Here is a 25303-nt window from a genome sequence, read left to right as displayed (position 1 = left end):
GACCTTGCGCCGCCCGAGCTTGGCCGTCCGGCCTCTAGAACTCCACCTGCAAACGGCCCTGGACGACGGTGACGTCGGCGTCGAGTTCCGCGCCGGCGAGGTTGCGGTTGTCGATCTTGGCCCGCGTCAGGTTCCCGGTCAGGCGGACATAGCTGTAGGGGTACCAGTTGGCCCCCACGGTGACGCCGCGATAGATCCCGGCGGTGGCCAATCCGGTCTGCAGCGACGGGGCGACCGCGGTGTTGGCCGCCATGTCGGTGAGGTCCGCATAGTCGTAGCGGGCCGCCAGCTCGACCGCCCCCAGGCCGCCCTTGTCCAGCGGGTGGAGCACCTTGATCCGCCCGAACGAGCCGTTGGGATTGTAGGGCCGGGTCTCGCCGGTCGGGAACCAGCTGACGGCGCCATAGGCGGTGACGATGTCGAAATTGTCGCCGCCCAGGGTCGGGCTCAGGCTGGTGGCGATCCGGTCGACCCGGATCCGCGCGGCCTCGCCCTGCACCGACAGGGCGCGGTGCACCCAGGCGCCTTCCAGGGCCAGGGTGGTGTCGCCGTCGCCGACCGCGCCGGTGCTCAGCAGGGTCGCGCCCGAGGCGGTCTGCGGCCGGAACGCGGTGTTGGCGGCGGCCGAATAGGTGAAGCCGGTCTCGCCGCCACGGTCGCGCCGCCGCGCCCAGGCCCCCAGGTGCAGGCGGTCGTTCTCCGACAGCTTGGGCGACCATGTGGCCCGCACCGTCGCGCCCGACCGCTCGACCGCCTGGTTGGGGTCGAAGCCCCCGGTCACGTCGGCCTTGTTGATGCTGTCGCCCTGCAGGGCGGCCCACAGCGACCAGTTGGGGCCGGTCCGCACCACTTCCAGGGCCAGGGTGTAGCCGGCGTCGATCAGGTCGCCATAGGCGCCGCGCTCCATGAAGGTGGTCGACTTGAACGAGGTCAGGCCCTCCAGCGAGGCGGCCTTCTGGTTGCCGGCCAGGATCGAGGTCTGGCTGTTCAGCTTGTACTCGATGATGGCGTCGTCCCAGCCCCAGGCCCCGCCGCTGACCGCGCCGCCCTCCAGACGATAGGCCCAGCGGCCGGTCTGGCCCTCGACGCCGAGGAACAGCTGGCGGGCCCGGAACTGGCGGGCGTGGTAGTCGGCCAGGCCGTCGCGCTCGGTGGTGGAGTCCACCGCGTCCAGCGACATCCGCCCGCGCAGCTTGAAGGTCGAGCCCGAGGCGTCGGTGAAGCGCGGCGAGTTCTCCCAGCGGATCGGCTCGGCGGCCGGCTTGGAGGGCAGGGTCTGGATGGGCGCGGCGGCCGGAGCCGGGGCGGCGGCGGGCGGCGCGGCCGCGGCCTGGCGCTCGAGCGCGTCGAGCCGGGCCTGCAGCGCCTGGATCTGGGCCTTCAGCGCCGCCAGGTCGGGATCCCCGGCGTGGGCCGCGCCGGCGAGGCCGAAGGCGACCAGGGCGGTGGTGGTGAACAGAACGCGCATGAGAAGTCTCCCCCTCTCCGGCGTCGCGCGCCGGGAGCTGGTGATCGGGATCGGGAAGGCCGGGAGGCCGCGGGCGGCCTCCCGGTGCGGGGCGCCTATTCGGCGGCGAGGGCCGCCGGGTCGGGCGTCGGCTCGACGTCCGAAGGGATCGGGTGACCGGACAGGGCGGCGTCCAGCAGGTCCTTGTCCAGGGCGTTCTCCCAGCGGCTGACGACGATGGTCGCCACGGCGTTGCCGATGAAGTTGGTCAGGGCCCGGCATTCGGACATGAAGCGGTCGACGCCGAGGATCAGGGCCATGCCGGCCACCGGCACCGAGGGCACCACCGACAGGGTCGCCGCCAGGGTGATGAACCCCGCGCCGGTGACGCCGGCCGCGCCCTTGGAGCTCAGCATGGCCACGCCCAGCAGCAGCAGCTGGTCGCCCAGCGACAGGTGGACGCCCGTGGCCTGGGCGATGAACAGCGCCGCCAGGGTCATGTAGATGTTGGTGCCGTCGAGGTTGAAGGAATAGCCGGTCGGCACGACCAGCCCGACGACCGGCTTGGCGCAGCCGGCCCGCTCCAGCTTGTCGATCAGGCTGGGCAGGGCCGATTCCGAGGAGCTGGTGCCCAGCACCAGCAACAGCTCGCTCTTGAGGTAGCGGATCAGGCGCAGGATCGAGAAGCCGTTGAACCGCGCCACCGCGCCCAGGATCACCAGCACGAACACCAGGGAGGTGGCGTAGAAGGTCCCGACCAGGGCGGCCAGGTTGATCACCGAGCCGATGCCGTACTTGCCGATGGTGAAGGCGAAGGCCCCGAAGGCGCCGATCGGGGCGGCCTTCATCAGGATGCCGACCAGGCGGAAGAAGGCGTGGGCGATCGACTCCAGCAGGTCGGTGACCGGCTGGCCCTTGTCGCCGACCAGGGCCAGGGCGACGCCGAACAGGATCGAGAAGAACAGCACCTGCAGGATGTCGCCGTCGGCGAAGGCGCCGGTGACGGTGGCCGGAATGATGTTGCTCAGGAAGCCGACGACCGTGGTCTCGTGGGCCTTGGCCGCGTAGTCGGCGACCTTGTCGCTGTGCAGGCTGGCCGGGTCGATGTTCATGCCGGCCCCCGGGTGGACGACATTGGCGACGATCATGCCCAGGATCAGGGCCAGGGTGGAGAAGGTGAAGAAGTAGACGAAGGCCTTCAGCACCACGCGGCCGAACTTGCCCAGGTCGCGCATGCCGGCGATGCCGGTGACCACGGTCAGGAAGATCACCGGGGCGATGACCATCTTCACCAGCTTGATGAAGGCGTCGCCCAGCGGCTTCAGGGACTCGCCGAAGTGCGGATAGAAGTGGCCGATCAGGGCCCCGGCGGTGATGGCGACCAGCACCTGCACATAGAGGTGGGCGTACCAGCGGCCGGGGCGCGACGGCGCGGCGGCGGGGGTCTGCGGGATCATCGGCGGGCTCCTGGGCTCGTTTCCTCGCGCATCTCTGAAGGCTCGGCGCTTGGGCCTAGAGTGCGGGAATTTCAGCGCCGCGCCGTCCGTTTTCTTTCCGGCGGCATACGGGTTTGATTTAGCTGGACAAAGTCCAGATGCGACAGAGCGTTCGCGACTCGGATTGTATCGTGTTTCGCCCACGAAAATCGCCGTTTGTGTGGTATATGACACGATCTCTGGAGGTCGGCTTGGCATCGACATCGACATCGGACGCGCCGGTTTCGCGCCGGCGCCTGCTGGCCTGGGCCCTGGTGGCGGCCGCGATCGGCCTGGCCCTGGCCTGGACGGTCGGGGCGCTGGTCCAGGATCGCGCCATGGCCAGCCTGCGGTCGCGGGCGACGGCTTCGGCGGCCCTGCACGCGGCGGTACTGCGCAGCGAGCTGGACAAGCAGCGGGCCCTGCCGCTGGTCCTGGCCGACGACGCCGACCTGGAGGCCGCCCTGTCCAGCCGCGCGCCCGAGCGGCTGGCCGCCCTGTCGCGCAAGCTGGAGGCTCTGGGCGTCCAGGCCCGGGCGGCCGCGGTCTATGTGATCGCCATCGACGGCGTGACGGTCGCGGCCAGCAACTGGCGCCAGCCGACCAGCTTCGTCGGCTCGAACTACGGCTTTCGTCCGTATTTCACGGAGGCCATGGCCCAGGGTCACGCCGAGCAGTTCGCCCTGGGCACGGTCAGCCGCAAGCCGGGCCTCTACCTGGCGCGGCGGGTGGACGGCGCGGCCGGACCGCTGGGCGTCGTCGTCGTCAAGCTGGAGTTCGACGGCGTCGAGGCCGCCTGGCGGGCCATCGGCGAGCCGGCCTTCGTGGTCGATCCGCGCGGCCTGGTGCTGATCACCAGCCAGCCGGAATGGCGCTTCCAGGCGCGCCGCCCGCTGTCCGACCAGGACCGGGCGACGCTGCGGGCCCAGGGCCAGTTCGGCGACGCGGCGTTCGCGCCCCTGCCGCTGCGCTCGCGCGGCGGCGACGGCGTGCAGCGCACCGACCTCCCCCGCGCCGAACGGCAGATCGAGACCCGGCTGCCCGACGTCGCGCCCGGCTGGACGCTGCACCTGCTGACCGCCGCCACCCCGGCCGACCAGGCGGCGGCGGCGGCCCGCTGGATCACCGCCCTGGTCTGGACCCTGCTGAGCACCGTGCTGTTCTGGCTATGGATCCGCCGGCGGCGCATCCGCCTGGCCGCCCTGCGCGAGCGCGAGGCCCGCGCCGAGCTGGAACGGCGGGTCGAGGTCCGCACCCAGGAGCTGACCGACGTCAACCGCGCCCTGTCGCGCGAGGTCGACGAGCGCCAGCGGACCGAGACCCGGCTGCGGGCCCTGCAGGCCGACCTGGTCCAGGCCAACAAGCTGGCGGCCCTGGGCCAGATCGCCGCCGGCGTGGCCCACGAGATCAACCAACCGGTCGCCGCCATCCGGGCCAACGCCGACAACGGGCTGGTGCTGCTGGCCCGCGGCCGGCCGGAGACGGCGCGCGAGAACCTGGTGGCGATCGCCGCCATGACCGAGCGGATCGGCCGCATCACCGACGAGCTGCGGGCCTTCTCACGCAAGGCCGACGGCCGGGTCGAGCCGACCCTGGTGTCGGAGGTCGTCGAGGGCTCGGTCCTGCTGACCGCCAGCCGGTCGCGCCGCCACGACGCCCGGCTGGTCCGCGAGGGCGAGGCGCCGGGCCTGACCGTGCTGGGGGAACGGATCCGGCTGGAGCAGGTGCTGGTCAACCTGCTGCAGAACGCCTTCGAGGCGGTGGAGCATCGCGAGCACGGCCTGGTGACCCTGACCGTGCGCGATGCGGGCGAGACGGTGGAGATCGCCGTCGCCGACAACGGGCCGGGCCTGACCCCCGAGGTCGAGCGCGGCCTGTTCACGCCCTTCCTGACCACCAAGCCGCAGGGCCTGGGCCTGGGCCTAGTCATCGCCCGCGACATCGCCGCCGGCTTCGGCGGCCAGCTGACCGCCGCCTCCATCCCCGGCGAGGGCGCGACCTTCACCCTGACCCTGCGCAAGGCCAAGCCATGACCGCTTCCGCCGGCCAGGTGGTGTTCGTCGACGACGACGAGGCGCTGCGGGGGGCCGTCGTCCAGGGCCTGGAGCTGGCCGGCTTCGAGGTGGCGACCTTCGACAACGGCCCGGCGGCGCTGAAGGCGCTGTCGCGGGACTTTCCCGGGGCGGTGGTCTCCGACGTCCGTATGCCGGGCATGGACGGCCTGGCGCTGTTCGCGCGCATCCAGGCGATCGACCCGGACATTCCGGTGCTGCTGATCACCGGCCACGGCGACGTGGCCATGGCCGTGGCGGCCCTGAAGGACGGGGTCTACGACTTCGTCTCCAAGCCCTTCCCGATCGAGCGCCTGGCGGTGGCCCTGGCGCGGGCCTTGGAGAAGCGCGGCCTGGTGCTGGACAACCGGCGGCTGGAGGCGGCCGCCGCCCAGGCGACGGCGGGCTCGCCCCTGCTGGGCGAGGCGCCGGTCATGCAGCGGCTGCGGGCGACGATCGCCCAGCTGGCCGAGGCCGAGGTCGACGTGCTGATCCAGGGCGAGACCGGGGTCGGCAAGGACCTCGTCGCCCAGGCCCTGCACCGCGGCGGCCCGCGCCGCGCCCGGCCCATGGCCACGGTCAACTGCGCCGCCCTGCCCGAGGCGGTGTTCGAGGCCGAGCTGTTCGGGGTGGCGGGCGGCGCGGCCGGCGGGCGTCCCCGGGTCGGCCGCCTGGAGCTGGCCGATCGCGGCGTGCTGTTCCTCGACGAGATCGAGGGCCTGACGCCGACCATGCAGGCCAAGCTGCTGAGGGTGGTCGAGGAACGGGAGATCTGGCCGATCGGCGCGGCCGAGCCCCGGCACCTGGACTTCAGGATCATCGCCGCCGGCAAGATCGACCTGGCCGAACCGGTGCGCGAGGGCGCCTTCCGCGCCGACCTCTACTACCGCTTGAACGTCGTCACCCTGGTCGTCCCGCCGCTGCGCGAACGGCGCGAGGACGTGCCGATGCTGTTCGGCCACTTTCTGGCCGAGGCGGCGGCGCGGTTCCGCCGGCCCGTTCCGCGCCTGACGGCCGTGGTCCGCGACCACCTGCTGGGCCATGATTGGCCCGGCAATGTGCGGGAGCTGGCCCACTACGCCGAGCGGGTGGCCCTGGGCCTGTCGTCCGCCGTCGCCGCCGAGCCCGGGGAGGCCAGCCCGGCCGACGGCCTGGCCGAACGGGTCGAGCGTTACGAGGCGATGGCGATCCGCGAGACCCTGGCCGCCTGCGACGGCGACGCGCGCACGGCGATGGCCCTGCTGCGCACGCCGCGCAAGACCTTCTACGACAAGCTGCGCCGCCACGGCATCGAGATCGACGCCTACCGCCCCGCCCGGCGCGCTCCACGATCCTGACGCGGTCCGATCAGCCCGGCGCCGGATAGAGGTCGAGCAGGGCGCGGGTCACGCCGTTGGTCCAGCCGAAGCCGTCCTGCAGCGGATATTCGCCGCCGCCGCCGGCCTTGGCCTCCTCGACGTCGTACTTCTCCAGCATCTTGCCGCTGGCCTTGTACTCGCGGGCCACGGTGGCCAGCCAGCGCTGGCCGATGTCCCTGGCCAGGTCCTCCTCGCCGTAGCGGCGCAGGCCCGAGACCGCCACCCACTGCAGCGGGGCCCAGCCGTTGGGGGTGTCCCACTGCTGGCCGGTGGCGACGGTGGTGGTGCGCAGGCCGCCCGGCGCCAGCAGCAGGGCGCGGGTGGTCGCCGCCACGGCCTTGGCCTGGTCGGGGCTGGCCGCCCCGACGAACAGCGGATAGAGCGTCGCGGCGCTGGGATGGTCCAGCCGCGTCCGCTCGCGCCACTGGTAGTCGAGATAGAGCCCGCGCGGGGCGTCCCACAGATAGGCGTCCATCGCCGTCCGGCGGGCCTTGGCGCGGCCGCTGAACTCGGCGACGCAGGACGCGTCCGCCAGGTCGGCGCAGCCCTGAGCGATCGTCGTCTCCAGGCCGAACAGCAGGGCGTTCAGGTCGACCGGGATAACCGACGTGACCTGGAGGGTCTTCAGGCTCTTGCCGTCGGCCATCCAGCGCGAGCTGAAGTCCCAGCCGCTCTCGGCGCCGGAGCGCAGGTCGCGGAAGACCTCGCCGGCCGGGCGGTTGGTCACCGCGCGGGCCGTCAGCACGTCCTCGCGGTAGGACTCGTCGCGCGGCGTGGTCCGGTCGTCGGCGTAGCGGTTGAGGATCGCGCCGTCGGGCAGGGCGACGACGCGGCGCCAGGCCTGGCCCGGCCTGACGGTCTTTTCGCCGTCCATCCAGAAGGCGTGCTCGCGGCGCATCAGGTCCAGGCGCTGCTTGAACCGCGCCTTGTCGGTCTTGTCGGTCAACCCGACCATGGCGAAGTAGAACGGCGGCTGCGAGCGGCTAAGATAGTAGGTGCGCGTGCCGTTGGGGATGTGGCCATAGCGGTCGATCAACCCGCCGAAGTCGTCGACCATGCTCTCCACCGCGTCCTGGCGGCCGTCGGCGGCCAGGCCCAGCATCGTGAAGTAGCTGTCCCAGTAGTACATCTCGCGGAAGCGTCCGCCGGGCACGACGAACGGCTTGTCCAGCGGCAGGGCGCTGTCGCCGTCCACCGCCTCGACCGGCGGGCGGGTCAGCACCGGCCAGAGGGCGGCGATGTGAGCTTTCAGGGTGGTGCGGTCCTTGGACGGGGGCGGAAGCGGCGCGCTTGGAGGGACGACGAAATTGGCGCGCACGAAGCGCTTCAGTTCGGCGTCGGTGAAGGCGGCGTGGGCGCGGTAGGCGGCCATGATCTGGGCGGGCGGGCGCTTGGGCGTGGCGTCGACGAAGGTCTTGCCGTCCGGAAACAGCTTGCGCATCTGCACCTGGTGGAACAGCGCGCCATAGGTGTCGGCGGGGGAGGGGACCTCGCTGGCCTTGGGCGTCGGCGCCTGGGCGAGCGTCGGCGAGGCGAGAGCGAGCCAGGCGATGGAGGCCAGTAGGGTGCGATGCTTCACGACAGGTCCTCCACCTATCCGCTCATCCCGGCGAACGCCGGGACCCAGATGGAATGGCTTTGAAGCTGACGCCAAGAGCGCCGAGCCCTTCCAATCATCCACACCGCTATGGGATCTGGATCCCGGCGTTCGCCGGGATGAGCGGATTCAAAAATCAATCAAACTCAAGAACGAAAGAAGCGCGGATCGGGTCCGTGGGGACCCGGTCCGCGCAGGGAGACCGGTCAGAAGTTGTAGCCGACGCTGACCTTGAACGACCGACCCAGGATCGGGCGGGCGTTGGCGCCGCTGGTCGAGCGCGGGTCGCCCTCGGTCAGGCCGTGGCTGTCGGTCAGGTTGTCGGCCGAGACCTGGACGGTGAAGGCGTTGACGTCGAAGATCGCGCCCAGGTCGACCTTGGTGTAGCCCTTCAGCACCTGGGTGTTGGCGTTGTCGGCGAAGCGGTCGTCCACCGCGCTGACCGTGCCGTAGAAGGTCGACTCCACCGAACCCAGGGTCACATCGTAGCTGGGGGTGAAGCGGATCATCCAGTCGGGCTGGCGCTGGGCGCTGTTGCCCTTGTTGCCGGGAATCGACGACTTGACGATCTCGGTCTTCTGGAAGGTGCCGTTCAGGGCCAGGGACAGGCCGAAGTCCGAGCGCCAACGGCCGTCCAGCTCGACGCCGTGGGCCTTGTTGCTGTTGCTTTCCTGGATGCCGCCGACGTCGGCGAACTTGGCGCCCTCGAACTTGTTGGCGAAGCCGGTGGCGTAGAGCTCGAACGGTCCGCTGCGCAGCTTGTAGCCCAGCTCGTACTGGTCGACCGACAGGGTGTCGGTCAGGCCCTCGCGGAAGTTGTCGAAGCTGGGGAATTTGTAGCCGCGCGAATAGCGGCCGAACACGCCGGAGACGGCGTTGATGTCGTAGTTCACCCCGACCGTGTAGCTGGTCTTGCTGTTGCTGTAGTCGGTGGTGCGCAGGGCCAGGCCGTCGGGGAAGCCGGGGCCGTCGTCGACCACGTAGTCGGTCTGGAACCGCTCGCGGCGCACGCCCAGGTCGATGCGCAACGGATCGATCACCTGCCAGGAGTCGGCCAGGTACAGGGCGTCCACCCGCCCGTCGCCGGCCGAGGTCAGGCCGAACTTGAAGCAGCTGGAGGTGCTGCCGGCCGCCGCCAGGTTGGCGCAGGTGACCGGCGCGGCCAGGTAGTCGCCGTTGGCCTTGACCTGCATCGGCTCGACGTTGCCGATGGTCCAGAAGTCGTCGGACTTGAAGCTGGAGGCGTAGTAGCCGGCCGACAGCTGGTGGGTCCCGACCGTCTTGGCGATCGACAGGTCGTTGGTCACCGCCTTGATCTTCTTCTCGACGATCCAGGCGCCCCAGTTCTGGACGTAGTCGTTGGTTCCCGGGACGGTCCCGCCGCGGGTGGTGATCGCGCCGGGGACCACGGTGTTCAGCGCGCCGACCGTGATCGCCGCCCCGTCCGGCACCAGGCCGTAGGTGTTGGCGTCGCCGTCGGTCAGGCTGAAGCGGTCGCGCACCTGCCAGCCGTCACCGAACTCGTGGTCGAAGCTGCCGCCGGCCACGTAGCCCTTGAAGCCCCGGCCGTCGGCCAGGTCGAAGTCGCGGGTCGCGCCGGCGCCGTTGACCTGCAGGGTGTGGAAGCGGCTGGCGTTACCCAGCTGGGTATATTCGCCCTTGTCGACGCCCGGCACGTTGATCGCGAACGGCAGGTACCAGGCGCCGTGGTCGTCGGTGTAGCGGGCGTAGAGGTTCAGCTTCCCCCGCTCCATCCGCTTGGTGATGTTGACTGTGAACTGCTGGCCGACCTCGCTGTCGAACTGGGTGTCGCGCACGCCCGGCGAGGTGGTCGCATAGCCGCCGACCATGAAATAGAGGTCGTCGGCCAGCTTGCCGCTCAACAGGCCGTCGACGCGGCGCAGGTCGTAGTCGGAGGTGGTCAGCTTGACCAGGCCGTGAGTCTCCTCGCCGCCTTCCTTGAGCTGGAAGTTGGTGGTCAGGCCCGGCTGGCCGTTGGAGAAGATCGGGTTGGGACCGCCGCGCAGGGCCTCCATCCGCGAGATCGTCTCGTCGACCCGGAAGATCGAGCTGTTCTCGAGGAACGACAGGGTCGAGGGCGGATAGATCGGCGAGCCCTGCAGCTGGATGGTCAGGAACTCGGCGTCGCCGGTGGCGGGGAAGCCGCGCACGAAGACGTTGGCCCCGGCCACCCCGCCCGAGGTCTCGACCCAGACGCCGGGCACCAGGGTCAGCAGCTCGGCCGTGCTCTTGGGCGAGGCCTTGGTGATGTCGTCGGCGTTGACGGTGGTGACCGCGAAGCTGGCGGCCAGCTTGTCGATGCCCTTGCCGCCCGGGGTGCCGACCACGATCAGCTCGTCGACCTGGGCGGGGGTGTCGGGCGTGGGCTCGACGGCGGTGGCGGGCTGGGCCTCGGTCTGGGCGCTGGTGGCGACCAGCAGGGTCTTGGCGCGGATGGCGTAGACGCCGCTGGCGGTGGGCTGGGCGCTGAGGCCGGCCCCGCTGAGCAGGCGCTTCAGCGCCGCCTCGGCGGTGTAGGCGCCCTGCAGGGCCGGGGCCCGCTTGCCGCGCACGCTGGCCTCGTCGAAGGCCAGCTGCTGGCCCGAGGTCTGCCCAAAGGCCCGCAGGGCGCCGCTCAGGTCCTGGGCGGGAATGTCGAAGCTGTAGGTGGCGCCCCTGGCCTGCTGAGGGGCCTGCTGGGCGTGGACGGCCACGGGGGCGGCCAGCAGCATCAGGGCCGCGGCGGCGGTGGAGCCCAGGGCCCAATGGCGATGCGGGCGGCGGTCGAAGGATCTGCGCATGTGTCTTCCCTCCCAAGCGCGCCGACGTTGATTGCGGCGCTTTGGAAGGTGAGACGCCTCAGCTCGTCGAAGGCACACCGGCCGGCGTGGAATTTTTTTGGCCGTGGTCGATTTTCAGCACGGTCACGCCATTGGCCGCAACCGCGTGGACCGGCAGCACGGCCGTCACGCCGTCGACGAAGGCGCCGGTGTCGCCCGAGGTGAACACCCCGCTGATCCGCAGCTTGGCCACGCCCGGGTCGCCGATCCGCAGCTTGTCGCGGGCGTAGCGGTTCACCCGCTCGACGGCCAGGTCCATGGGCTCGTCCTGGAACACCAGCTGGCCGTTCTCCCAGGCCTTGGCGCGGGCCGGGTCCAGCTGGCTGACGACCGTGGCGTCGGTCTTGGTCGAGGTCACCAGCTCATGGTCGGGGGTCAGCAGCCGGTCGGCGGGGGCGCCGTCGATCTGGACGGGCGCGGCTTTGTCGGCGCGGCCGGTCTTGTCGTCCAGCACCGCCACGTGGCCCTCGTAGAGGACGACCCGCATCTGGCCGGTCAGGCGCTCGACGCTGAACACCGTGCCGGTGGCCACCACCAGCTTGTCGCCGGCCGCCACCGAGAACGGGCGCAGCGGGTCCTTGGCGACCGAGAACTTGGCCCGGCCGCTGTCCAGCCACAGCCGGCGGCGGCCGCTTTCGTACTTCACCTTCAGCACTGTGGCGCTGTCGAGCGAGGCCCGCGAGCCGTCGGCCAGTTCGACGATCCGCCGTTCGCCCTCGGTGGTGCGATAGACGTCGGGCAGGCTGGCCCGCCAGGCGAGCCCGGCCCCGACGGCCACGACCAGGGCCGCGGCTAGGCCGGCCCACAGCGCCGGGCGGCGGCCGGGACGGGCCCAGCGGCCGTGCTGGGCGCGGCGCAGGTCCTCGAGCGCCTCGCGGCGAAGGGCGATCAGGCCTGGGCTGGCGGCCTGTTCCTCGACCGCGCGCCAGGCGGTGACGGCGTCGTCCAGCAGGCCGCGATGGGCCGGGTCGGCCGCGAACCAGGCCTGCAGGTCGGCCTGCTCGGCCGGGGACAGGTCGTCGTCGGCCAGGCGCACGCACCACAGGGCGGCCTGCTCGCGGGCGGCGTCCAGCCGGTCGTCGGGCGAGATCGCGGTCATTCGCCGGCCCTCACGCGTCGGGTCAGGTGGGTCATGGCCTTGAGGATGTGCTTTTGCACCGCGCTGACGGAGACGCCGTACAGGGCGGCGAGTTCGGCTTGTTTCATGCCTTCCAGACGGAACAAGAGAAAGATGGCGCGGGTGCGCTCGGGCAGTTCGCGCAGGGCGTCGGAGACTTCGCCCAGGCTCTCGCGGCCCAGCAGCACCCGCGCGGGGTCCAGGGGCTCCAGGTCCAGGGCGCTGGTGTCGAGGCTGGCGCGGTAGTTGGCCCGCACCTTCTCGCGCCGGCCCCGGTCGCGCAGCAGGTTGGCGGCCATCTGGAAGATGTAGGCGTCGGCGTTGTCGATCGCGCCCGCTTCGGCCGTGGCCAGCTTGGCGAACAGCTCCTGGGTCATGTCCTCGGCGTCGCCGTGGCTGGCGGCGCGACGCATGAAGAACGCCATCAGCGCGGGCCGATAGCGCCGGTCGAGTCTGCTCAGGTCTGGCTCGGTCGCTGGCCGCACGGTTCCGCCTGCTGGAGGGTCTGACGATTTTCCCAGGATGTATGACGCACGTCGCGCCAAAACCCCCACCGTGTCCCGGAAGTTTTCGCGCGGGGCGCTGGCGGCGTGTGATCGGCCTTGCGGCGAGGGCGAAGGGCGGCATAAGTGGTAGCGTTATCATTCGCCAAGGAATGAAGCGGGAGGACGCATGGGTATCGAGGGCCGCAGGAGCGCGCGGGCGCGGGTGTGGGCGTGCTGGATCGCGCCGGTGGTCGCCGCCGTGGCGACGATGGGGGCCGCTCAGGCCGCCACGCCGGTGAAGATGGCCCTGACCTTCGACGACCTGCCCGCCCACAGCGCCCTGCCGCCGGGCGTCAGCCGCATCGACGTGGCCGGCCGGCTGCTGGCCGCCTTCCACGACGCGAGGACGGGGCCGGTCTACGGCTTCGTCAACGGGGTGCACGAAGAGCGCGAGCCGGACTCGGTGGGCGTGCTGTCGCTGTGGCGCGCGGCCGGCCACCCGCTGGCCAACCACACCTGGTCGCACCTGGACCTGAACACCCACAGCCTGACCGAGTGGGAGACCGACCTCGTCCGCAACGAGCCGCTGCTGGAACGGCACATGGCCGGCCAGGACTGGCGCTGGCTGCGCTATCCGTTCCTCAGCGAAGGCGAGACGCCGGAAAAGCACGTCGCGGCCCGCAAGCTGCTCAAGGCCCACGGCTACCGCATCGCCAGCGTGACCATGAGCTTCGGGGACTATGCCTGGAACGAGCCCTACGCCCGCTGCATGGCCAAGGGCGACGCGGCGGCGGTGGCGTCGCTGGAGGCCAGCTATCTGAAGGCCGCCAAGGACAGCCTGGACTATTCGCGCCGCCTGTCGGCCACGCTGTACGGCCGCGACATTCCCTATGTGCTGCTGATGCACGCCGGGGCCTTCGACGCCCGGGTCATGCCGCGGCTGCTGAAGATGTATCAGGACAACGGCGTCAAGTTCGTCAGCCTGGAGGAAGCCGAGCGCGACAGGTTCTACGCGGCCGACTTCAAGACGAAGGCGACCGAGGCGCCGACCACGCTCGAGAACGCCCTGAAGGCCAAGGGCCTGCCGGTCCCCAGGCTGGACCTGCCCTTCGCCGACCTCGACAAGATGTGCCGATAGGCCGTCGCTTCGCGTCGCCGACCAAGGTCGGGCTAGCAAATCCAGGCGCCGTCGGGACGGATCTTAGTTCCGCCCTGGCGGTCCATCGAAACAGGAGTTGCCCGTGACGTCCTTGATCCGCGACGCCGACATCAATCGCCGCCGGCTGCTGGCCACGGGGGCTGTCGCCGGCGTCCTGGCCCTGCCCATGGCGGCCTGCGCCGCCGACGCGCCGTCCGAGACGGTCGAGATCCAGGTCGCCGAGGGCCGGCTGCGCGGCCTGCGGACCGGCGGCGTCGACGCCTACAAGGGCGTGCCGTACGGGGCCAGCGTCTCGGGCGCCGCGCGCTTCAAGCCGGCCAGGCCGGTCGCGCCCTGGGCCGGGGTGCGGGACGCCACGCGGCTGGGGACGCCGTCGCTGCAGGACCCGACCACGGTCTATGGCAAGAACGAGCCCGCGCCGGGCGAGGACTGCCTGGTGCTGAACGTCTGGACCCCGGCCGGCGGCGGCAAGGGCCGGCCGGTGATGGTCTACAGCCATGGCGGCGGCTACACGACCGGCTCCGGCGGCAGCACCGCCCAGGACGGCTCGATGCTGGCCCGCGAGCACGACGTGGTGGTGGTGGCCACCAACCACCGGCTGGGTGTGCTGGGCTATCTGTACCTGGGCGATCTGGGCGGGGCCGACTACGCCGGCTCGGGCAACCAGGGCCTGTCCGACATCGTGCTGGCCCTGAAGTGGGTGGCGCGCAACATCGAGGCGTTCGGCGGCGATCCGGCCAATGTGACGATCTTCGGCGAGTCCGGCGGCGGGGCCAAGACCTCGTGCCTCTACGCCATGCCGTCGGTCGCGCCGCTGTTTTCCAAGGCGATCATCCAGAGCGGGCCGGTGGTGCGGATCACCACCCCCGACGTCGCCGCCCAGACGACGCGGATGTTCCTGGAGCAGCTGGAGATCGCTCCGGCCGACTGGCGCAAGCTGCTGGACGTGCCCGCGCCCCAGATCCTGGCCGCCCAGAAGGCGCTGAACGCCAAGGTCAAGAGCGACAGCGGCGGCTGGCGCGGGATCCAGTCGCTGACGCCGGGAACCTATGGCCCGATCCTCGACGGCGACCTGCTGCCGCACCACCCGTTCGACCCCGCCGCCCCGGCCAGCGCCGCCGACAAGCCGCTGATGATCGGCTGGCTGGATCGCGAGGCGGCGTTCTTCGCCTGGACCGGCAAGGACGTCGAGGCCTTCCGGCTGGACGAGGCGGGGCTGAAGGCGCGGCTGTCGGGCAGGTTCGGCGACCAGGCCCAGGCGCTGATCGACGCCTACCGCTCCGACCGCCCCGGCGCGACGCCCAGCGATATCTACCTGGCGGCCGCCAGCTACTACGCCATGGGCGCGGGTTCGGTGCTCGCCGCCGAACGCAAGGCCGCCCAGGGCCGGGCGCCGGCCTATGTCTACAACATCGCCTACCGCTCGAACCGCAAGATGGACGGGACCGACATCGAACTGGGCGCCATGCACGCCAGCGACATCCCCCTGGTGTTCAACACCGTCGCCTCGCCCGACACCCTGGCCGGCAGCCGCGCCGACCGTTTCGCGGCGGCGAAAAACATCAGCGCGATGTGGGCCAACTTCGCCCGGACCGGGCGGCCGTCGGCGCCGGGGCAACCGGCCTGGCCCGCCTACGACCTGAAGACGCGACAGACGATGGTGCTGGACGTGACGTGCAACGTGGTCCCCGACCGGTTCGGCGCGGAGCGGCGGGTTTGGACCCGGGTGGATCCGGTGGCGTAGCGGCGTTTGCCTGGAAGAACGGCGAAGGCAGAGGCTACTCCGCCGCCTGCAGGCGCGCCGGCGGCCTCGCCTCCACCGTCCCGACCAGCGGCAGGCGCACCTGCACCAGCAGGCCCTCGCCGGGCAGGGCCAGCCGGATGTCGCCGCCGTGGGCGCGGACGATCGAGCGGGCCGAACTGAGCCCCAGGCCGACGCCCTGCTTGCTGGAGGTGCGGGCCTCGACGCCGCGATAGAACGGCGTGAACACCCGCTCCAGCTCGCTCGTGTCCAGGCCCGGACCCCTGTCGCGGATCTCGACCACCGTCTCGTCGCCCTCGACATGCAGGGCCACCCGGGCGCTGTCGCCGTACTTGACGGCGTTGTCCACCAGGTTGGCGAACACCCGCTGCAGGCCCAGCACCGAGACCTCGACCTCGGCCGGCTCGCCGGACTCCAGGACCACGTCGGCGCCGGTGACCTCGGCCTCGTCGATCACGCATTCCAGCAGCGAGCGCAGGTCGACGCGCTGGCGAGCCCCGGCCTCGGCGTCGTCGCGCATGAAAGCCAGGACCGAGGTGATCATCGCCTCCATCTGGTCCAGGTCCTGGGCGATCTCGCGGCGCAGCGACGGCGAGGCGCGCTCCAGGCGGAAACGCAGGCGGGCCAGCGGCGTGCGCAGGTCGTGCGAGATCGCGCCGATCATCGCCGTGCGGTCGGTGATGTAGCGGCTGAGCCGTCCCTGCATGGCGTTGAAGGCCCGGGCGGCGCGACCGATCTCGGCGGGGCCGTCGGCGACGATAACCCCAAATCCATTTGGCGAGGCCGGGTCGCGGCCCAGTTGCTCGGCGGCGGCGGCGAAGCCGGCCAGGGGCGCGGCCAGACGGCGGGCGAAGATCCAGCCCAGCGGGGCGACCACGGCCAGGGACAGGGCGAACCACATCAGCACCCGGCGCTGCCAGCTGTTGGGAAAGGCCTCGGGCTGCGGCCGCAGGGTCACCCACCGGTCGGGACCCAGGCGCAGGGCGGCCACGAACTCGCCCTCGATGAACGGCGGCGGCGCCAGGCCGAACAGGCTGCGGGCGGCCGGCGCGGCCAGGGGCCGGCCCGTCGTCGCCTCCGGTTCGGGCGCCGGCCTGGGCGGCGGCGGCGGCCGGGGCGCGGGCAGGGCGACATGCGGCGCGGCCTGGACCGTTTCGACGACCGGGGCGGTGGCGGTCAGGGGCTGGGGCGGCGGCGGGCGCTTCAGGGTCGGCTCGCGGGCCACGGCGTCGGCGACGGGATCCAGCGGCGGAGCCGGCGGGGCCGGTCCGCGCAACGAGTCGGGCAGGGTCATGTTCGCCCGCGAACGGAACGGCGCGGCGAACAGCGGGTCGGTCGAGCGGCCGGCCGCGGCGGCGGACGACGAGTAGCTGAAGATCCGCTGGCCGCCCGCGTCGCCCGCCTGGAAGACCTGCTGGCCGACGACTCCGCGCATCGCCGCGTCGGATGGAAAGCCCTGGCGGATCTGGACGCCGCCCATCGGTCCCAGGCCGGCGTGCAGTCCGCCCACGCCGCCCGGGCCGGGCCCCGGCGGCAGGGTCTGGGCCTCGGCATAGGTGGTCAGCAGCAGGGCCAGCGGCGGGCGGCCGGGGCGGCGGCTTTCCGTGCCGGCGAACGGCGGCGGGGCGTAGAACAGCAGCCGGACGTCCTCGCGCGGCGCGTTCAGCAGGCGGGCGAGGTCAGCCCGGGCGGGCTCGGAGGCCACCCAGCCCGGGCTCTGCAGGCTGGGGGGCTGGGTCTCGACGGTGCGGATCAGCGGGCGGTCGTCGTCGCCGTCGGGCATCGCCCCGCGCAGGCCGGCGGCGATGTCGGCCAGGCTGTGGTGCATGGCCGGGGCCGGCGGCAGCAGCACGGTCAGGACCAGGGTGACGGTCTGGGCCACCACCAGCCCGGCGATCAGCAGGGCCAGGATCTGCAAGGCGATCGGCGGGCTGGGCCAGCGCCGGAACGGGCGGCCGCCGAACAGGCCCCCCCGGGCGGTCATTCGAGCGTGACCTTGGCGTCCAGCATGTAGCCCATGCCGCGATAGGTGCGGATCAGGGGCTCGTCGGACTGGGCCTCGATCTTGCGGCGCAGGCGGCTGATGTGCAGGTCGACGCGGCGGCCCAGGTTCTCGACCGTCTCGCCGGCGATGATGGTCAGCAGCGCGTCGCGCGACACGACCGAGCGGGCGTGGTCGGCCAGGGTCGACAGGATGGTGAACTCGCCCGGGGTCAGCAGCAGCAGCACGCCGTTCGGCGCGGTCAGCTGGCGGGCGGCGGCGTCCAGCCGGAAGCCGGCGAACAGCCGCACGTCGCTGCGCGGCCCCTTGCCCCCGGCCCGACGGCGCAGCAGGGCCTTGACCCGGGCCAGCAGCTCGCGCGGCGGGATCGGCTTGACCACATAGTCGTCGGCGCCCAGCTCCAGCCCGACGATGCGGTCGACCGGGTCGCCCAGGGCGCTGAGCAGCAGGATGGCCGGCCCGTCGGTCCCCGACACCTGGCGGCACAGCGACAGGCCGTTCTCGCCGGGCAGGTTGACGTCCAGCACCAGCACGTCGACCGGCCGGGTCTCCAGCACGCCGCGGGCGGCGGACACGTCGGCGGCCTGGCGCACGGTGTAGCCCTGGCCGGCCAGGTAGCCCGCCATCTCCTGGCGCAGCACGTCGTCGTCCTCGACCAGCAGGACGGTGGCGTGTTCGGCGGGCGCGAGCTGGATCATGGCGGCGGACATACCTGCAGAATAAGGCGCGGCCGGGACCTTCGCCATGGGCCAAGCGTCGCGGTCGGACTGTTTTTCAGGTATCCAGCCGGCTTTTTCGGAACAGTTTTGTATCGGACGGAAACATTACTGTAATCGGCCGAAACATGACTGCGCACTTGTCTTGCCTGCGAAGTGGCGAGGCGACGGTTCGGCGATCCTATTCCAAGCGCCGCGCCGGCGCCGCCCGGACCTTCAAACGGTTGTCATCCCGGACAAGCGCTACGCGCTTTCCGGGATGACAACCTCAGGGGCGGAAAGGACTGAAGCCTAGTCCTGCACCCGATCCACCCGGGCCGCGAAGATGTAGCCCACGTGCCGCACCGTGCGGATCAGCCCCGCCCCGCCGTCGATGCGGTCCAGCTTGGTCCGCAGGCGGCTGATGGCGACATTGACCTGCTGGGGCGCGGGGCGGGCGTGGGCGTCGGGCGGACCGTGGCGCAGCTCGTCGCGGGTCAGCACCTGGTTGGGCCGGTCGAGCAAGGCCCACAGCACCAGGAACTCGGCCGTCGACAGCGGCACCGGCCGGCCGCGGGGGTCGAACAGGTCCTGGGTGGCGACGCTCAGCCGCCAGCCGTCGAAACGATAGGCCGCCGGCGCCTCGCGGGCCGGCTCCTCGGCGCGCGCCTCGTCGCAGCGGCGCAGCACCGCCCTGATCCGGGCCAGCAGCTCGCGCGGGCGATAGGGCTTGACCACGTAGTCGTCGGCCCCGAACTCCAGGCCCACCACCACGTCGCACTCCTCGTCGGAGTCCGAGACCATCATGATGGCCGGCGGCGAGGGCAGGCTGAGCAGGCGCGAGCAGACCGAAAGGCCCGAGGCGTCGGGCAGCATCATGTCCAGCATCACCAGGTTGACCTGGGTCTCGCGCAGGATCTGCTCCATCTCGCGGGCGCTTCCAGCCCCCAAGGCCGTCAGGCCATAGCCGGAGAGAAGCCCCGTCATGTCGTGGCGGGCGACCGGATCGCCGTCGAGCACGAGGATGCGCTTGTCCATGGTCAGAACATCGCCCTTCCGGTCAGTCGCGCGGTGTACTTGGTCTGCTTGCGCGAGGCCTCGGCCCCGCCTTCCAGGGCCAGGTAGGACAGGGCCGAGCCGGCGCGCAGGGCGAAGCCCAGGGTCACCGCGCCGTCCCGGTCGTCCGAGGCGGCCAGGGTGAACGGCGTCCCGCCCGCGAAGCTGGCGATGGTGTCGCCCATGGCTCCGGCCAGGGTCCGCCGGTAGCCCACACGCAGCTCGGGCCGCACCCAGACGTCCTTGCCGTACTGCCTGCCCAGCACCAGGCCCAGATCGCCGCTGAGGTTGTCGGCCTTGCGCGAGGCCACGGTCAGGTCGAAGCCCGAGCCGCCGCCGTGCTCCTTGCGCTCGCCCTCCCACAGCCAGACATAGTCCAGCCGGCCTTCGGGGCGCAGATAGACCTCGCCCAGCCGGGCCTCGTAGGCAAGTCCCGCGAAGGCGTTGGCGACCAGGCCGTTCCAGGCGGCGGTGTTGGTCAGCTTGACGTCCACCGTCCCGTCGCCGTCGACGTCCTCGCTGACGAAGCCGCGGTCGCCGTTGAAGCGGCTGTAGCCGACGCCGCCGCCCAGGTTGAACCGCCAGCCGCCGACCGACCGCCGCCAGTAGAGGCCGGCCTGCAGGATCGAGGCGGTGGTCTTCTCGCCGGCCTTGGCGACGGTGTCGTGCTCTTCCAGGCTGACCGCCGCCAGGGTGACGCCCAGCGCCCCGCCGGCCTCGCCCATGGCCTCGTAGCCGGCCACCACGCCCAGGGCCTGGGTGTCGGAGCCCTGGGTGTCGCCGTCCTCGCGGCGGACCAGGGCGTTGATCTCCTGGACCCAGACGCTGTCGGGCCCGTAGCGGTCGCCGATGTCGGGACGATTGGCGGTGGCCGCCGAGATCTGCTGCTGCACGGTCTGCAACGCCGAGAACAGGCCCTCGCCCTGGCTGGGCAGCATCTGGTCGTAGAGGTTGAAGAAGCCGTCGTGGGTGCTCTGGTTCAGGAAGGCCCCGGCGATGGCGCTGTTGTCCGACAGGGCCGCGAACACCGCGTCATAGGCGCTGGTCTGGCTGCGCGACATCGAAGCTTCCGAGGCCGTGCGCCGCCGCACGTCGATGTCGATGTCATTGCCGGAGGCGTAGGCGTTGGCGACGTACAGGTAGGAGGTATGGCCCAGCAGGTCCTGGTTGATCGTCCCGGCCGTCAGGCTGCCGGCCTGGATCACCGTATAGGTGGTCGGGGCGGTCAGCAGGCTCTTGAAGTTCAGGCCCAGGGTGGCGCCGGTCTCGATCGTGGCGGTGTCGACCACCAGCTTGGTCTGAGTCCCGGCGGTGGGATCGATCGAGAACACCAGGGTGCTGTCCGCGCCCAGGGTCAGGCTGGTGGCCTTGATGGTCTCGGTGTTGGTCAGGCCCAGCGAGCCGTCGCCGATCTTGATGTCCAGCAGACCGTCGCTGTCGGTCAGGGCGCCGACCATGTAACCCGTGCCGTCGATGGTCAGGCGGTCGGCGCCCGCGCCGAACGAGACGTCGCCGATCAGGCCGCCGTTCAGGATCGACAGGCTGTCGGCGCCCGAGCCGAACAGCACCCTGCCGCGGATCAGCGGCTCGTCGGCGTCGTCCACCCCGTCGCCGTCCGCATCGGCGTCGGCCACGTCGTCGTCGCCGTCGTCGCCGTCGGTGACGCCGCTCTGGACGATGGTCACGCCGGTGGTGTTCTTCGAGACGTCGATGGCCGTCGCCGTGCCGTGGATGACCTCGTTGCTGGTGTCGGTGTCGGCGTCGTCGGTGTCGTATTCGTCGTCGGTGGCGACGACATAGGCGGTGATCCTGCCGGTGTTGGTGATGGTCTTCAGGCCGCCGCTGTCGTCGATGATGGCGTAGGACGAGCCGCCCTCGCCGGAGACGGTGGCGCTGATCGTCCCGGCGTTGGTCACGCTGGTCATGCCGGCCCCGGCCGCGATGCTCAGGGCCTTGGCGGTGACGGCGGTGTCGCCGGTGACCGAGGCGGCGAGCGAGCCGGTGTTCCACAGCGTGTCGGCCACGGCCCCGGCGTTCAGCTTCAGCCCGACCGCGTCGCCCTCGTAGGCGCTGGCCGAGATCGAGCCGGTCAGCCTCACCCCGCCGGTGACGATCGTCGACAGCCCGGCGTCGCCGCCCAGCTGGACGCCGGTGGCGCTGATCCCGTCATGGACGCCCGCCGCCGTCACCGAGCCCTTGATGATCAGGCCGTAGGCGTTGTCGCCGGTCCCGACCGCGCCCAGGGTCACGGCGCGGGTGTCCGAACCGACCAACAGGGCCGGGGCCGAGCCGTAGGCGGTGACCGAGGCCGTGCCCTCGCTGCTGTCGGTGACGCCGTCGCCGTCCTCGTCGTCGGAGGTGTCGTCGTTGGTGTCGGTGGGCGGGGCGTCCAGCAGCACGCCGCCGGCCACGTCGGCGGTGACCTTCACCCCGCCGCCGCCCTGCAGCAGGTCGTCGGCGTCGAGCAGGGCCTCGTCGTCCGGGTCGGAATAGCGCGAGGTGACCCGGTAGCCGGTGGCATAGACCGAGCCCTGGATGACGAACGCGCCGCCGACATCGCCGTCGACCGCCAGGCCGACGCTGCCGCCGCCCAACACGCTGATCGAGCCGTTGCTGGTCAGGCCGCCGCTGATCGTCCCGGTGGTGTGGATCCCGTAGCCGCGGTCGCCGGTGACGCTGATCGATCCGCTGTGGACCAGCGAGCCGGTCAGGGGCGCTTCCAGGCTGATACCGGCCGAGTCGTTGCCCTCGATGGTGATCGCGCCCGTCGAGTCGTTGGTGATGGTCCCGACGAACGGGTCGGTCCCGGTCAGGCGGATCCCGTAGCGACCCGAGCCCTTGGCGAAGGCGCCGTCATAGTCGCCGTCATCATCGTCGTCGGTATAGGTGTAGTCCTCGGTCAGGCTGATCGTGGCGCTGTTCAGCAGGGTCCCGGCATGGCCGCCCAGCACCAGGACGCCGATCGAATCGGAGACCCCGACGCTGGACAGCGCGCCGCTGTTGGTCAGGGTGTTGTTGCTGTCGAGCGTGGCGATGGGGCCCGAGGCGCTGAGCGTGATCGCCCCGTCGCTGGTGATCTTGACGTCGTCGGCGGCCCCGGACGCGGCGGTCGAGGTGGCGATCGGCGTGGTGCGCGTACTGCTGGTAACCTGGGTCTCGGCCGCCGCGCCCCCGGCGCAGAGCAGCAGGGGAGCCAGGGCGGCCGAGGCGAGACGTTTGCGGGACATGGACGGCCTTGATGTGAGCCGTCCTTGCCTAGAGCGCCGCCGTGGCCGGCGGATGACCCCCCGGTATCGACGCCGATAAGCTGAGGTGTGGGTAGGCGACGCTACGTTTCGGCAGTGTGTCGGTTTGGTGTGCGGGGGCCTACCTATTCGACCCTCCCCCTGTGGGGGAGGCGATCGCGCAGCGATCGGTGGGGGGAGTTTTGGGATTGAAGATCCAGGCATTGGTCGCCGGCCGATGCCTCCCCCCACCGTCGGCTTCGCCGACACCTCCCCCACAGGGGGAGGGGCGGATTTAGTTTCCCGTGGGCAAAGCCTCCGGAACCAGCGCCAGGTTCATGATCGCCGCCAAGCCCCACTGGGCCGTGCCGTTGGTGGTGACCCCGGCCGCCTCGTCGATGGGGTTGAGCACGTCGGGGCCGGCGAAATGTTTCGTGGCGGTCGACAGGTTCAGGTCCTCGACCACGCCGCGCCCGAAGAATTCGCTCCAGGCCCGTTCGCCCAGGGCCTTGTCGCCCAGCCGCCAGGCCGCGTAGGCCGTCAGGCGGGAATGGCCCTGGCGCAGGCCGTTGGCGCCCAGCGGCCGGCCGAACTGGGCGATCTGCTCGGCGCGCGGGGCGTTGTACCAGCGGCAATAGTCCAGCCAGGCCTTGTCGTAGGCGGGCTCGCGGATCAGGGCCAGCATCTCGACATGGATCTCGGGGGCGCCGAACGCGGCGTTCAGGTGGCCGACCGCCAGCTTGTCGCCCGCGCCGGAGAACGTCCCGGTCTTGACGTCGTAGGTGGCCGCGCCGGCGAACCACTGCTTCTGCAGGGCGGCGATGGACTTCATGCCGGCCAGGATCCGGTCGCGCCAGCGTACGTCGCCGGTGCGCTCCCACTCGGTGAACCAGGCGCCGCACAGCGAACTCCAGTCGGTGCCGAACGAGGCGCGGATCTCGCCCTTGGGCCAGGCGCCGTCCTCCAGCTTGCGGCCGATATTGACCCGGGTCAGGGCCTCGTCGCCGTCGATCAGGTCGCGCATCAGGTCGCCGACCCGCTCGTCGGCGGTCAGATAGTAGTAGATGCGGCGATAGATGGCGTTGCTGACCCGGGGCTGCTTGGAGCTGTCGCCCCAGTGCTGCACCCCGTGCCGGGTGCCCAGGCCCCGGTAGGGGCCGACATGGTAGACGTCAACCTCGCCGGTGTGACGGGTCATGGCCTCGGCCATGCGGAACACGTCGGCCCGGCCGCCGCGCAGGTAGCTCAGCCACAGCCACAGGTCGGTCGACAGCTCCGAATTGTCCCAGGCGAAGCCGCCGATGTCGTAGCGCCAGACGTGGCGGTCGACGTCGTAGCTGTGCATGACGTCGCCATAGTCCCAGAAGCCGTACCAGCGGCGCTGGGCGATCTGGCCGAGATAGAAGTTCAGCAGCTGGTCCTGGCGGTCCTCGATCCGCGCCTTCTGCGGCGTGCCCCGGTCCGGCAGGCTCCAGGCGCCCAGGACATTGGCGGCGTGGATCCGTTCGGGCGTCGCCATCAGCCGCGGCGGCTTGTCGTTGAGCTGCGCCATGGCGGGGAAGGCGTCGCGGGCCGGCGTCGTGTCCAGGGCCCACAGCCGCAGCTCGGTGGTGCGGGCCACGCCGGTCGGGGTGCCCCAGTCCTTCTCGTAGTCCTCGTAGGTGATGTTGAGGCCTTCGGTCTCCTGGGCGTGGGTCTCCATGCCCAGGCCGTCGTGATAGAAGCGGGTGTCCATCACCGGGGCGTCGGGCGACCACAGCCAGGCGGTCAGCCGGGCGACCTCGCCGGCCGCGCCCTGGATTTCCAGAGCGGTCGGCGGCGCGCGCCAGAAATTGCCCAGGCCGATCGCCGCCCCGCCGCTGGCCCCGCCCACATAGGCCACGCCGCTGGCCCGTCCGCCGCCGTCCGAGCGGATCCAGGCGTGGCCCGGGGCCGTGCGCTTGCGGAGGGTGAAGCCGTCGGCCGTGGGCTGCGACAGCAGGAAGTCGCCCCAGGCCGGGATCAGGTGCAGGCCGGCGCGGACCGGCGCGGCCATCTGCTCGGCGGGCGGGACCTTGCGGCCGGCGATCTGGGCGTCGCGGAACGCCGCGCCCGGGTCGCGCCGCAGGCCGGTCAGCGGCTTGACCGCCTCGGCCCAGAGTCCTCCGTCCTGGCCGGTGAAGCGCACGTGGCGGTCGTACAATTCGTCGGCCATCGGCACGTCGGCGGTGACGCCCAGGCCGCAGACGAAGTCCTTGGCCGCGTCGCCGTCGAAGATGAAGGTGTGCATCATCCGCAACGAGTCCGCGCCGGCATAGGCGTAGAAGCGGACGATGAACGGGGCCCAGGCGCGGTCCGCGCCCTTGTGCCGACCCTCGACGCGGACCACAGCGCGGACCGGTCCGTTTTGCTCGATCACCAGCTTGTCGATCACGCTCTCGAAGGTCTTGCGGCCCACCGGCGCCGTGTCGATCTCGGGCGCGTCCTGGGTCTGGAGGACCAGGCGGACATTGCGCAGCACCTCGCGGCCGCTCCGGGTGGCCGAAACGATCAGGGCCGAGCCGTCGCGCGGGAAGCGCCAGGTCGCCGGGCCGGTCGAGACCTCGATGGCCGCCAGGCTCTCGGTCACGCGGACGCCAGGGCCGCCGGCGCCGGCCTTGCCGGGCTCGATCGTCAGGCCCGCGCCCAGGTCCCCAGCCCCGACCGCGTGGGCCGTCCATTTCAGCGAACCGTCCGGCCAGTAGGCCAGGGGCCAGGTCTGCAGGGCCACGGGCGAGCCGTCGGCTCCCTTGGCGCGAAAGGCCTGCTTGCGGGGATAGGCGCCCTGTGGCCACGGTACGCCCCAGGTCTGGCCGGCGTTCAGGGCCGGCGGCGCGCCGTCGATCCACACGGCCTCGGTCGGCGGCAGGGGCTTGCGCGGCGCGGCCGGAGCGGGACTGGCCAGCGCCGGACCCGCCAGGCCGACCATGGCGCCGGCCAGCGCTGTCTGAGCCAGCACCTCACGTCGGGTGGGAGAGTTCATGGCGCGCTTCCTCCTGCGCGCCGTCTTCGGCGCC

General features: G+C 71.5%; 15 protein-coding genes. 4 read left to right on the top strand and 11 right to left on the bottom strand.

The window, feature by feature from the left end; all coding sequences use genetic code 11:
* Positions 1–34: 34 nt before the first annotated feature.
* Positions 35–1468: an OprO/OprP family phosphate-selective porin gene (locus ACSQ2G_RS15015; RefSeq protein ID WP_436032180.1), complete on the bottom strand. Its 1434-nt coding sequence runs from the start codon at positions 1466–1468 to the stop codon at positions 35–37.
* Positions 1469–1563: 95 nt separating this feature from the next.
* Positions 1564–2904, bottom strand: coding sequence for a dicarboxylate/amino acid:cation symporter (locus ACSQ2G_RS15010; protein WP_436032178.1), 1341 nt, complete (start codon positions 2902–2904; stop codon positions 1564–1566).
* A gap of 230 nt (positions 2905–3134) precedes the next feature.
* Here ACSQ2G_RS15010 and ACSQ2G_RS15005 point away from each other — a divergent pair, with 230 nt between their 5' ends.
* Positions 3135–4955, top strand: coding sequence for a sensor histidine kinase (locus ACSQ2G_RS15005; RefSeq protein ID WP_436032176.1), 1821 nt, complete (start codon positions 3135–3137; stop codon positions 4953–4955).
* Positions 4952–6310 carry a sigma-54-dependent transcriptional regulator gene (locus ACSQ2G_RS15000; protein WP_436032174.1) on the top strand — a complete coding sequence of 453 codons (1359 nt, stop codon included), beginning with the start codon at positions 4952–4954 and terminating at the stop codon, positions 6308–6310. Before ACSQ2G_RS15005 ends, ACSQ2G_RS15000 begins: the two co-directional genes overlap by 4 nt.
* Positions 6311–6320: 10 nt before the next feature.
* Here the strand turns inward: ACSQ2G_RS15000 and treF are convergent, their stop codons facing one another.
* The 4 genes from treF to ACSQ2G_RS14980 all read right to left on the bottom strand — a co-directional run bounded on the left by treF (position 6321) and on the right by ACSQ2G_RS14980 (position 12370).
* A complete protein-coding gene (treF, locus tag ACSQ2G_RS14995) occupies positions 6321–7910 on the bottom strand; it encodes an alpha,alpha-trehalase TreF (protein WP_436032172.1) in 1590 nt (529 codons plus the stop codon).
* A 224-nt stretch (positions 7911–8134) separates the two neighbouring features.
* Complete coding sequence (locus ACSQ2G_RS14990; RefSeq protein WP_436032170.1) at positions 8135–10729, bottom strand: TonB-dependent receptor domain-containing protein; 2595 nt, start codon at positions 10727–10729, stop codon at positions 8135–8137.
* A 58-nt stretch (positions 10730–10787) separates the two neighbouring features.
* Entirely contained in the window at positions 10788–11867 is a 1080-nt protein-coding gene (locus tag ACSQ2G_RS14985; protein WP_436032168.1) for a FecR family protein, read from the bottom strand.
* Complete coding sequence (locus ACSQ2G_RS14980) at positions 11864–12370, bottom strand: RNA polymerase sigma factor (protein ID WP_436032166.1); 507 nt, start codon at positions 12368–12370, stop codon at positions 11864–11866. The genes ACSQ2G_RS14985 and ACSQ2G_RS14980 overlap by 4 nt, the downstream gene beginning before the upstream one ends.
* Before the next feature lie 187 nt (positions 12371–12557).
* Here ACSQ2G_RS14980 and ACSQ2G_RS14975 point away from each other — a divergent pair, with 187 nt between their 5' ends.
* Positions 12558–13508 (top strand): polysaccharide deacetylase family protein, encoded by a 951-nt coding sequence (locus ACSQ2G_RS14975; protein ID WP_436032165.1) that lies wholly within the window; start codon positions 12558–12560, stop codon positions 13506–13508.
* A gap of 103 nt (positions 13509–13611) precedes the next feature.
* Positions 13612–15273: a carboxylesterase/lipase family protein gene (locus ACSQ2G_RS14970; protein ID WP_436032164.1), complete on the top strand. Its 1662-nt coding sequence runs from the start codon at positions 13612–13614 to the stop codon at positions 15271–15273.
* Between the two features lie 34 nt (positions 15274–15307).
* Here the strand turns inward: ACSQ2G_RS14970 and ACSQ2G_RS14965 are convergent, their stop codons facing one another.
* The 5 genes from ACSQ2G_RS14965 to ACSQ2G_RS14945 form a co-directional block, all read right to left on the bottom strand.
* Positions 15308–17275: a sensor histidine kinase gene (locus ACSQ2G_RS14965; protein WP_436032163.1), complete on the bottom strand. Its 1968-nt coding sequence runs from the start codon at positions 17273–17275 to the stop codon at positions 15308–15310.
* Positions 17272–17991: a response regulator gene (locus tag ACSQ2G_RS14960; protein ID WP_436032161.1), complete on the bottom strand. Its 720-nt coding sequence runs from the start codon at positions 17989–17991 to the stop codon at positions 17272–17274. The genes ACSQ2G_RS14965 and ACSQ2G_RS14960 overlap by 4 nt, the downstream gene beginning before the upstream one ends.
* Positions 17992–18300: 309 nt before the next feature.
* On the bottom strand, positions 18301–19026 hold the full coding sequence (locus ACSQ2G_RS14955) for a response regulator transcription factor (protein ID WP_436032159.1): 726 nt from the start codon (positions 19024–19026) through the stop codon (positions 18301–18303).
* Between the two features lie 2 nt (positions 19027–19028).
* Positions 19029–22271, bottom strand: coding sequence for an autotransporter outer membrane beta-barrel domain-containing protein (locus ACSQ2G_RS14950; protein ID WP_436032157.1), 3243 nt, complete (start codon positions 22269–22271; stop codon positions 19029–19031).
* Between the two features lie 292 nt (positions 22272–22563).
* Positions 22564–25269 (bottom strand): Tat pathway signal sequence domain protein, encoded by a 2706-nt coding sequence (locus ACSQ2G_RS14945; protein WP_436032155.1) that lies wholly within the window; start codon positions 25267–25269, stop codon positions 22564–22566.
* Positions 25270–25303: the final 34 nt, after the last annotated feature.

The organism is Caulobacter sp. LjRoot300, from assembly GCF_964253875.1.
Taxonomy (GTDB): Bacteria; Pseudomonadota; Alphaproteobacteria; order Caulobacterales; family Caulobacteraceae; genus Caulobacter.
The sequence above is the reverse complement of the archived record's forward strand: the minus strand, read 5'-3'. Positions and strand labels throughout refer to the sequence as shown.

What these genes read in the sequence shown, in the direction of transcription:
- ACSQ2G_RS15015 (WP_436032180.1), bottom strand. Translation starts at nt 1,468, where the DNA reads ATGCGCGTTCTGTTCACCACCACCGCCCTGGTCGCCTTCGGCCTCGCC.
- ACSQ2G_RS15010 (WP_436032178.1), bottom strand. Translation starts at nt 2,904, where the DNA reads ATGATCCCGCAGACCCCCGCCGCCGCGCCGTCGCGCCCCGGCCGCTGG.
- ACSQ2G_RS15000 (WP_436032174.1), top strand. Translation starts at nt 4,952, where the DNA reads ATGACCGCTTCCGCCGGCCAGGTGGTGTTCGTCGACGACGACGAGGCG.
- ACSQ2G_RS14990 (WP_436032170.1), bottom strand. Translation starts at nt 10,729, where the DNA reads ATGCGCAGATCCTTCGACCGCCGCCCGCATCGCCATTGGGCCCTGGGC.
- ACSQ2G_RS14985 (WP_436032168.1), bottom strand. Translation starts at nt 11,867, where the DNA reads ATGACCGCGATCTCGCCCGACGACCGGCTGGACGCCGCCCGCGAGCAG.
- ACSQ2G_RS14975 (WP_436032165.1), top strand. Translation starts at nt 12,558, where the DNA reads ATGGGTATCGAGGGCCGCAGGAGCGCGCGGGCGCGGGTGTGGGCGTGC.
- ACSQ2G_RS14965 (WP_436032163.1), bottom strand. Translation starts at nt 17,275, where the DNA reads ATGACCGCCCGGGGGGGCCTGTTCGGCGGCCGCCCGTTCCGGCGCTGG.
- ACSQ2G_RS14960 (WP_436032161.1), bottom strand. Translation starts at nt 17,991, where the DNA reads ATGATCCAGCTCGCGCCCGCCGAACACGCCACCGTCCTGCTGGTCGAG.
- ACSQ2G_RS14955 (WP_436032159.1), bottom strand. Translation starts at nt 19,026, where the DNA reads ATGGACAAGCGCATCCTCGTGCTCGACGGCGATCCGGTCGCCCGCCAC.
- ACSQ2G_RS14950 (WP_436032157.1), bottom strand. Translation starts at nt 22,271, where the DNA reads ATGTCCCGCAAACGTCTCGCCTCGGCCGCCCTGGCTCCCCTGCTGCTC.
- ACSQ2G_RS14945 (WP_436032155.1), bottom strand. Translation starts at nt 25,269, where the DNA reads ATGAACTCTCCCACCCGACGTGAGGTGCTGGCTCAGACAGCGCTGGCC.